Origin of the sequence: Pseudaquabacterium terrae, from assembly GCF_013266755.1 — a bacterium.
Classification (GTDB): domain Bacteria; phylum Pseudomonadota; class Gammaproteobacteria; order Burkholderiales; family Burkholderiaceae_C; genus Pseudaquabacterium; species Pseudaquabacterium terrae.
Genome location: NZ_JABRWJ010000020.1, coordinates 45414 through 53870 on the forward strand (window position 1 = coordinate 45414; position 8457 = coordinate 53870).

Annotated in this window: 6 protein-coding genes and 1 pseudogene; 2 read left to right on the forward strand and 5 right to left on the reverse strand. The window is 68.6% G+C overall.

From position 1 onward, the window contains the following. Nucleotides 1-3801, reverse strand: coding sequence for a DUF4132 domain-containing protein (locus tag HLB44_RS35165; protein WP_173135094.1), 3801 nt, complete (start codon nt 3799-3801; stop codon nt 1-3). A 419-nt stretch (nt 3802-4220) separates the two neighbouring features. Between HLB44_RS35165 and HLB44_RS38440 the strand changes: the two are divergent. Continuing rightward, a pseudogene (locus HLB44_RS38440) lies at nt 4221-4409 on the forward strand (DUF4304 domain-containing protein); the annotation flags it as partial. Nucleotides 4410-4542: 133 nt separating this feature from the next. After that, nucleotides 4543-4812, forward strand: a complete 270-nt coding sequence (locus HLB44_RS37665; RefSeq protein ID WP_246312655.1) for a hypothetical protein — start codon at nt 4543-4545, stop codon at nt 4810-4812. 266 nt (nt 4813-5078) lie between these two features. Here HLB44_RS37665 and HLB44_RS35175 read toward each other — a convergent pair whose 3' ends face one another. The 4 genes from HLB44_RS35175 to HLB44_RS35190 all read right to left on the reverse strand — a co-directional run bounded on the left by HLB44_RS35175 (nt 5079) and on the right by HLB44_RS35190 (nt 8231). Further along, nucleotides 5079-5546, reverse strand: coding sequence for an SET domain-containing protein (locus tag HLB44_RS35175; protein ID WP_173135100.1), 468 nt, complete (start codon nt 5544-5546; stop codon nt 5079-5081). Between the two features lie 108 nt (nt 5547-5654). Then, nucleotides 5655-5960, reverse strand: a complete 306-nt coding sequence (locus tag HLB44_RS35180; RefSeq protein WP_173135102.1) for a hypothetical protein — start codon at nt 5958-5960, stop codon at nt 5655-5657. After that, the gene (locus HLB44_RS35185) at nt 5957-7540 is read right to left on the reverse strand and encodes an SWIM zinc finger family protein (protein WP_173135105.1); all 1584 of its coding nucleotides are present in this window, start codon (nt 7538-7540) and stop codon (nt 5957-5959) included. Before HLB44_RS35185 ends, HLB44_RS35180 begins: the two co-directional genes overlap by 4 nt. Nucleotides 7541-7646: 106 nt before the next feature. Further along, entirely contained in the window at nt 7647-8231 is a 585-nt protein-coding gene (locus HLB44_RS35190) for a DUF7686 domain-containing protein (protein ID WP_173135108.1), read from the reverse strand. Nucleotides 8232-8457: the final 226 nt, after the last annotated feature.

The following is an 8457-nucleotide window of genomic DNA, read 5'->3' on the forward strand; positions in this document are numbered from 1 at the left end:
TCAATCCTTCAGCGGTGCCAGCAGGTCGGCGTCGCGCAGCAGCTCGCTCGCGAGGATCGGATCGAGCCGCTCGAAACGCACCAGCCCGCTCGCATCCCAGGTACCGGCCTGGCGAAGCGTCAGGTTCGGGATGCGCTGCTTCGGCTCGTGGGTCGGGTCGCCGACGACCGTACCGGGGTCGAGCTCGAGCTGCACCTCCAGCCCGTCGCCGACCGGCTTGCTGAACCAGCCGACCCAGCCGGCGTCCTGCGCCTGGCCGCGCTCCCAGCCGCGGTTGACGAGGCCCATCACGCTGCCGGTCGATACCACCTTGCCCGCATAACGCGTGATGTGATGGGCCAGGCGCTCCTCGTTGCTGAGCTGGTAGGTCTCGCGGCCGAGCTGGCGGAAGGGCTGCAGGATCTCGTAGTCGGCGAAGACCTGGCCGAAGGCGGCCTGCAGCGGCGCCGGCATCTCCAGCACGTGCGCGATGCCGACGCGGGCGTCGTCGGGCAGCGCATATGCCGTGTCGTCGGCATCGGCGAGCGTGAAATCCTCGGCGACGCGGAAGGCGGTGTCCAGCGTATTGTCGGCGTCGTAAACGCCCCAGACCAGGCGCGCGGCCAGGTGCCGCATCAGCGGATGCTCGAGGAAGAAGAGCCGGAAGTCCGCCGCCGGCCAGCGGCGGCGCTCGACCATCGCCATCTCCAGCCGCACCACCTGCAGGCTGGCGACGGCCTTGGCGTCCTTCTTGATCTGCTTGAAGCGTTCGGTGGCAGCCTCGGCCAGCGCGGTGTCGTCGGACTTCAGCGGCTTGGGCAGGTCCTTCAGCCGCACGCCCTGGGCGTCACGCACGAAGGGCTTGAGGGCCTCGTCGAAGGCGACGGTGAACGCGCGCGGGCCGAAGTCCAGCCGCAGCGTGCCGTCGTCGTCGAGGCCGAGGTCGGGTACCAGGCGGTCAGCCAGCTCGGCGGCGGTGAAGCCGCGGGCCTCGGCCACCGCGGCGATCTTTTCCTTGGCGCGCTCCTGCAGTGCCTTGAACTTGACCTTGCCGGCAATGCCGTTCAAATGCATCAGCGCGACGTCGCTGCCGATCGTCGCCAGCAGATCGAGCCCGGTCACCGCACGCTGGTGTTGCGACTCACCGGGCCAGTCGCGGATGCGCGGCGCCAGACGGCGTGCGGTCTCGTCGTCGCCGAGCAGGCCGAGCGCGTGGAACGCCCAGGCGTCCTTGCTCGGCGCGCCTGCGCTCTGCCACGCCTCGAACACGTCCCACGCGAATTCGGCCAGCGACGCCGGCGTGCAGGCCGCGCGCACGATCTCAAGCCCGGCGTAGGGCGCCTCGAGCTTGCTGATCGCGAGCATCGTGCCGATGTGCTCGATCGCCGTCGTGCCGAGTGCGGCGCCGCCCTCGCGCAACAACGGACGGCGAAACGATGCGGCGACAAAGAAGTTCGGCAGCTTCGGCAAACGCGACGGAAGCACCAGCAGTGGATCGGCGTCGAGCAGGGCCTGCAGCGCTTGCTGCATCGGCTCGCCATGCTCCGCGGCGGCGGCGCGCGCCTCGGCCTCGAAGCCGTTGGCAGCAAGCCAGCGCACGCCGGCCTGCGCGTTGTCGCGCTGCGTGCGATCGCTGCCGAAAGCCAGCGGGAGCGCGGACGCCAACGCGGTGCGTGGATGCGCGCGCAGCCAGTCGATCGCCAGCGGCTTGGCCTTCTTCAGGTTGCGCAGCGCATGCAGCACGCCGGGCACGAAGCGCGTGCTGTCGGCCGCGAGCGCGATGCGCAGCCCGTGTTCAGGGTGCGCCTGCGCGAAATTGGCGAGGCCGGGCAGTGCCGCTTCACGGAAGGTGGCGACGATGGCGCGCACCTGGGCCTCGACCTCGCCCCAGGTGTTCCATTGCGCGGCCGGATAGCTGTTCCAGATCGCCAAGCCCACGGGAGCCGGCAGCATCAGCAGCAGCTCGGGCGAGCAGCTGTAGGACGAGTACCGCTGCGCCACGACGACGTCGCCATCGCGCAGCGCCTCGCCGGCCAGCACGCGTGATCGCGCGGCTTCGCCGATGAGCAGCCCCTTGAGCACGTAGTCCTCGGTCGTGAGGCCTGCCGACCGGACCTGATGGGCGCGCCAGGGTGGCAGCGTGTACCCCGCGTGGCCGGTGCACTCTGCATCGGTCCACACCAGCCGCTCTGCCGAGGGCCGCAGCGTCGGCGCCAGCGTCGGCAGTTCGGTCGCGCGAGCCTTGCGCAGCCACGGCGGCTCGCGCAGCAGCTGCGGCAGGCTGTCGGGCGGCGCCTCGGCCGTTTGCAGCGCGCCCAGCAGCGCCTCGAAGCGCTCGCGATCGCCATCGGGCAGGGCCAGCAGCGCGGCGGCGCACGCCGCGGGCTCGCGCAGCGCGAGCCGCACCGCCCAGCCTTCGGCGAGGCGCGAGCGCGTGGCGAACGCGCGCTCGATCACCGTCTTCAGCACGGCGGCTGGGTAGCGCTCGGACAGCCGGTCGAGCGCGGCGCGCACTTCCTTGCGCTCGATCAGCTCGGCCAGCAGGTCGATCAGCGCCGGCACCTGCAGCCGCAACGCAAGCGCAACGAACTGCTCCGCGCTGTCGCGGTCTTGCGCACTACGGATCATGTGCGCAAGGACCGGGAACGCCGCATCGCCGTGCAGGTGCACCTGCAGCAGCAGCGCCGGCTTGACGTACGACATGTACGGGTAGACGCCCTTCAGCGCGTCCAGCGCCACGTCGACCGGCTGCACGCAGGTCAGCAGCAGGTTCCGCGCATCGTGGCGATCGGCACCGGCGGCGACCGCCCAGTCGGCGCGGTGCGGGGCGAGGTACGCGCGCACGAGGCGCTCTGGTGGTGTGGCGCCGGCTTGTTCGTCGAGCAGCGCAATGACGGCCTCGTGCGTCGCATCGTCGGCACCGGCGATGGCATCGCGCAGCGGTGCGAGCATCGAGGTGATGGCGACGCCGAAGATCTGATGGTCGTGCGTGACGCGGCACAGGTCGAGCGCCCGCTCCACCATGAACGGCAAGCCGTGCAGCGCCAGCCCTGCGGCGGTAACCCAGGCGAGCGGCCAGTGCTGGGCGTAGTAGTGGGTGTGGTACTGCGCACCCATGGCGGCAGACGGCTCGGCCTGGGCTGCCAGGGCCTGCACGCAGAGTTCGAGCCATGCTTCGGCGTCGGTCGTGGCGAGCTCCGTGCGATGCTGCCGCTCGACCCAGTCCGACGGGCTCCAGCGCTGCCAGGTGCGGCCGGCGAGTTTGGTGAGCTCGGCAAACTGCTGCGTCCTGAAGCCGTGGCCGTCCTGCTGCACGACGAGCTGCTGATCGATCGACGGGCGGCCGTCGCTGGACATCATGGGCAGCCGGATGCCACGGACCACCGGCAACTCGGCGCGCAGCTCGCTTGTCCACTGGAAGCCGCCGGTCGGCAACTCGATGGCGGCAGATGCCGGCTTTGCAGTGGCTGGGGAGGCGGGAACCGCGGCCGGCCCGGCAGCGGCGGCAGGCGGCGTGCGAGCCGGGGACGGCCGCGCCACCGAGGCCGAAACCGGCGTGCTCGCGTCGGCGTCCTCCGCCGGCGCGCTCACGGCTGCGAGCTTCGCGCCTGGCGCGGGCACCACCTCCGCGTAGCCCTTGCCGGTCTTCTCCTTGACGAGCTTGTCGTGCTCCGTGCGGGCAGCCGCATCGGAGCCGAAGGACTTGGTCTTCGTCTGGCCCTGCGTGCCGATGCGCCCGAAACGCACCGTCACGTCCACGCCATCGAGCTCGATCTCCCAGAACTTGCTCGACGAGCCTTCCACCAATTCGAAGCGGCGCATCGTCTTCCTCCCTGCTTTGCGCTCGAAGCGCCGCACTATATCGACTGGCTTCGCAGGTGCATGCGCTCGACTGCCTGATACCCCACGAACGCAGGAACCAAGGGTTGGGCGTCGCGCGGTCGCGCTCCGCCGATCGACGCATTGCGTTGGGTGGAGGCCGAGACGATCGCGCCGAGGCCCCTCCCCCTCACCCCAGCAGCATCCGGCTCGCCGGCGACGCGCCAACGACTGCCACTGCCCTGGCCTCCGAGCAGCCAATGTGCCCCGATCGGCCTGTCCGGACCATCACCCCGAAGGGTGTCACCCAAAGGTGCGGTGGCACACGGAACGAGGTCACTGCTCGATGAGCAGCGACATGGGCCGGCTACCCGTGGACGGTCGGATTCATCCCAACATGAGAAGGCACAGAATCAGCGCCCATGAACCGTACGGCCTTCTTCGCACTGCTCAGCAAGCGCCTCCTGCCGATCCTGCGCGCCGAGGCGTTCCGCGGCAGCAGTCCGACGCTACGCCGCGTCGATGGCGTGGTAGTTCACGTCTTCAACGTCCAGAGCAGCGCGGGTGGCGCCTGCTGCTACCTGAACCTGGGAGCGCACCTGGCGTTTCTGCCGACCGCGGGCCCAACGGATCACCGAGGCCCAATGCGCCTTCCGGGCGCGGATAGAACCAAATCCAGAGGGGCTGTCCAGCGGCTGGGCCTATGGGACGACGGACACGGAGGCCGAAGCAACTGTCGGCCGGATGATCGAGCAATGGGAACGCCAGGCACGGCCCTTCTTCGAACGACACGGCTCCTATCCCGCGGCATTCGAGCGCCTGCTCAACGCCGTCGACGCGAGCAGCTTGCATCCGGCGCACCTGCTCACGCACGCGCGCATCGCGTGGCAGCTGGGCCATGAGGAACAGGCGCGGCGCTTCGGTGCGGCTGGCCTCGCGCGCGTGCCGCCGTCTGCATCCATCCTCGCAAGAGAGCTTTCAGACCTCCGTGCCGAGATGAGCCATGATCGGTAAGCGGGTCGGAGTGGGAGGGCGGTCATCCCCTAACTTGTGGATGACGCGTCCTGAACTCTTCGGCCGTAGACTCGCACTTCCGGCCAACCTCTTTCCTCCCTCCCTCCCGGCCGGACTTTGGCGCCACGCACGCTCCCCTCGGGCCGCGTGGCGCCTCTCTTGGAATTACGCACGCGTTCCTGCTCGTGAAAGGATCGATGACGGTACGCGTCGTCGCACAGTCGCGCGGCTTCTGGCGAGAGGCCGGCTGATGACTTCGCGAGCGCTCACTCGGCCTGCCCCACCATGGTCCCGCGGCAACTGCGCCCTCCGCAGTGGCACGGATAGTCCTGCGAGTCATCCTGCTCGTCGATGCTCAGGCAATAGTCCAGGAAGAGCTCCTCGCCGGCGCGGATCGACCGGGTCGTTCGGAACTTGACCGTGAGTCCGCCATCTGCAGCCCGGGCCTCATAGGCCTCGCAGTTCGGTTCGCATGCATGGTTCAAGTGCCGAGTGGGGTTGCCTCCCGCCTGGCCGTCGATGAAGGTGCCATCGGACAGCTCGAACAGGTAGGTCAGCGAGTTGTTCCACGAGACCTTCGTGACCTCATCTAACGTGTACCTGCGACCGGTATAGGCGCCGAGAACGGCACCGGATCGGATCGCAAGCTTCGCGAACACGCCCTTGCCGTGAACACTGCTGCTGCGGACCTCCACGAGCTCGTCCTTGAGACTGCTGTCCTTCGCTCTTCCCATCGTCAATCATCCTCCTCGATGACGGGCCGTCCATGGAACGTGCCTGCTGATGACCTCCGGAACGACGGAGGTCGCCGCTCATCATGGTCGCTACTTCGCCGGCAGGGGTCAACGCGCAGGCAGTCCCTTCACGAAGTTCCTCTTGATCCTGTACTCGGTCCGCAGGTGCTCGAGCCACATGGCCCTGCCCACCGGCGGCATCAGACCGGCGATCTCCTCGACCATCTTCAGCTCGGAGCGGTACGGGCTCTTGGAGTCGGCCATCGCGCTGACGAAGACCCGCTTCAGCAGCTCGACGCGCTGCTCGTTGTGCTCCGGCCCCAACACGCGCGCCATGCGGGCCATGACGCCCTCGGCGCAGTACGCCGGCGGCTGCACCAAGGCCAGCGCCTCCTGTCGACGCCCCTCGCTCAAGAGCACCTCCGCCCGCAGCGACACGTCGCGTTGGCCCGCCGCGGCGCCCCGGGACGCCAGTGCGTTGGTCGTGTCCCGTTCTGAACGAGGGCCTGGTCTTCGCGCTTCACGAGCACGGCCTGCAGCTCCGCGCGCAGCGCGTCTGCATCTTGGCCGTCAGCGGCTCCGGCTTTCACGACGGCGTTGTACCGATCGACGCTCGGCGCGTCGTCGAAGCGCTTTCGACGCAGCACGAAGGCCTCGTGCACCTGGCCGTCGCGGTCATAGCAGCGCAGCAGGTCTTCCTGCAGGCCCGCGTCGCCGGGGAAGGCCTCGTACCCCTGCTGCGCATTCGCGAACGCCTCGCTCAAGCGACCGTGCTTCTCCAGGAACGCGGTGCCCTGGTGGTAGCTGCCCTGCTCGGACATGTCCTCGCGCATCACCGCGAGCGCGCCGTCTATGTCGCCCGCCGCCTCCAACTGCTGCAGGTGGAGCCTCTCTAGCGTCCACAGGCGAACGTCGCGCTCGGTGTCGCGCGACAAGTGCGGCGCCCGCTTCCTGCTGGCCTCGGCCTTCGCAACCTGAGCCGCGTGCTCGGCCCTGGCCGCCAGCACCGCGTCCTTCGCTGCCCGCCATCTTGCGGCGATTGCACTGCGGTACCGTCCGAGCGCCGCGGCGCCCATGGCGGCCTCAGCGCGGGCACTGTCGAAGCAGCCGAAGGGGTCCTCCAGCACCAACTGCAGGTACGTGTCGCCGAACGCCGCGGGCTGCGGTCCGGCTTGCTCGAGCGCTGTCACCCATTCGGCGCCGATCGCCTTGATCAAGCCGCCGATGTCGCCGTCGGAGTCGTCCGCCTGCATCAGCACTGCCCAGCCGCGGCGCATCGCGTGCAGGCTGATCACGAACGCCATGGTCGGATCGCGCTCCCGGGTCTGCGCCAGCAGGGGCAGGACGGCTTCAGCGCGGCGTGTATAGCCGTACCCTTCCCTCCACGTGATGTAGTCCGTCCCGGAAGACATGATGTCCGTGACCAGCGCCTTGAGGTCGGCAATGTCGTGGGGCTCTTCGGTCAGCTTGCGCCACTGGTGGAGCTCTCGGCTGATGGCGTCATCGCGGTCGGCCAGATCGAGCAGCCGATCAGCGAGCACTGCGGCGCTGCGGCCATGCAGGAAGTCCTTCAACGTCTCGCGCCGTTCGAGCTCGGTCTGGGCATGCCTGACGCCGGCGTGGCCCTTCTGGCCGCCCTCCTCGTCGATGCTCGAGACCGCGCCGATCAGCCGCTCTCGCCAGACCAGCGCGAGGGCCACCTGGTGTTTGCAGAACGAGCCATCCTGTGCATGAGCGCAGGTGCAATCGCCACCAGGCACGCCTTCGTGGATCCACACCTCTGTGCGGTACGGCTCGGAGCCGACGACGATGGCTCGAATCGTCGGCGTGGTGCCCAGTTCTTCCGACGCCACTTCGACCGCACCGGAAGCGGCGCAGGTCTCGCCGCGGACGAAGACGGTGGAGTTGCTGACCCGGCGCAGCACGCTGTCGCTGAGCGCGGCGGCCAGCACCAGGACGACTTCGTCCCGCTCAGGCTCGAAAACGGCAGTCATCGCGCTGAGGCAAGCGGCGAGCCCTGCTGCGCTCGCCGGGCGCGTCTCGCCCGGGCGGACTGCGGGATGGAGTCTCGGGGGCAGGAGCGACCAGCAACGAGCGCCCTCATAGTTCGTCACTCATGTCGCGGAATTCCAGCTTGAACTGCGAGCCCTCGAAGGTCATGACCATGCGGCCAAGCTCGGCCCAGGAAACCTCTCGGCCATCGATGACGACCAGCGGCATGCGGTCTTCATCGTCCAGGTCGCACTCGATCTTTCCGCGCACGACTTGGCGATCGCTCACCTGCAGGCCCAGGTCGCTGTCCTCCAGGTGCTGGACGGCGAGCGACCGCCGCATCTTCTCGATCAATCTCCCGAGCAGCACGAGCAGGTCCCCTTCGGGCTCGCCGATGCCTTGGAATTGGTACCCGGCCGGGTGACCGTCGCGGAGCTCGAAGGCATCCAAGGCGACGCCGGAACCGAACAAGCGGGCGCGAAAGTGGAACTCGTGAGCACGCCCACTTGCGTCGCTCATCTCGATCGGCTCGAAGCGGACGTGCTTGAAGTCGTCGAGCCCGGCTCGCTCGGCCACATCGGCGTTGAAGCACCCGCCACAGAGTTTCCTGTACCCGGTCTCGATGGAGCCGTAGTTGACGACGTCATAGGCTTGGGTCGGCTGGCCACAGGCGTCGCAGGTGATCTGCTGCATTTGATGAGGGCTGGGCCCTTGATGTATGGGAGGTCAACTATAGGTGGAGCCCCCACATACGCGACCTATCGCCGAAAGGATTCCGCATGATCCCGCAGCCTAGCAGGCCGTTGAATTACCGCCGATGAAAGCGCGTTCCACCATCGCTACGCCGGTTGGCAAGGTCATACAGCCCGTCGGTGCCGCCGGAGCGACCTCAACTGGCCTGTTTCGCGGCCATTCGAGC

What these genes read in the sequence shown, in the direction of transcription:
- HLB44_RS35175 (WP_173135100.1), bottom strand. Translation starts at nt 5,546, where the DNA reads ATGGGAAGAGCGAAGGACAGCAGTCTCAAGGACGAGCTCGTGGAGGTC.
- HLB44_RS37665 (WP_246312655.1), top strand. Translation starts at nt 4,543, where the DNA reads ATGATCGAGCAATGGGAACGCCAGGCACGGCCCTTCTTCGAACGACAC.
- HLB44_RS35190 (WP_173135108.1), bottom strand. Translation starts at nt 8,231, where the DNA reads ATGCAGCAGATCACCTGCGACGCCTGTGGCCAGCCGACCCAAGCCTAT.
- HLB44_RS35165 (WP_173135094.1), bottom strand. Translation starts at nt 3,801, where the DNA reads ATGCGCCGCTTCGAATTGGTGGAAGGCTCGTCGAGCAAGTTCTGGGAG.
- HLB44_RS35185 (WP_173135105.1), bottom strand. Translation starts at nt 7,540, where the DNA reads ATGACTGCCGTTTTCGAGCCTGAGCGGGACGAAGTCGTCCTGGTGCTG.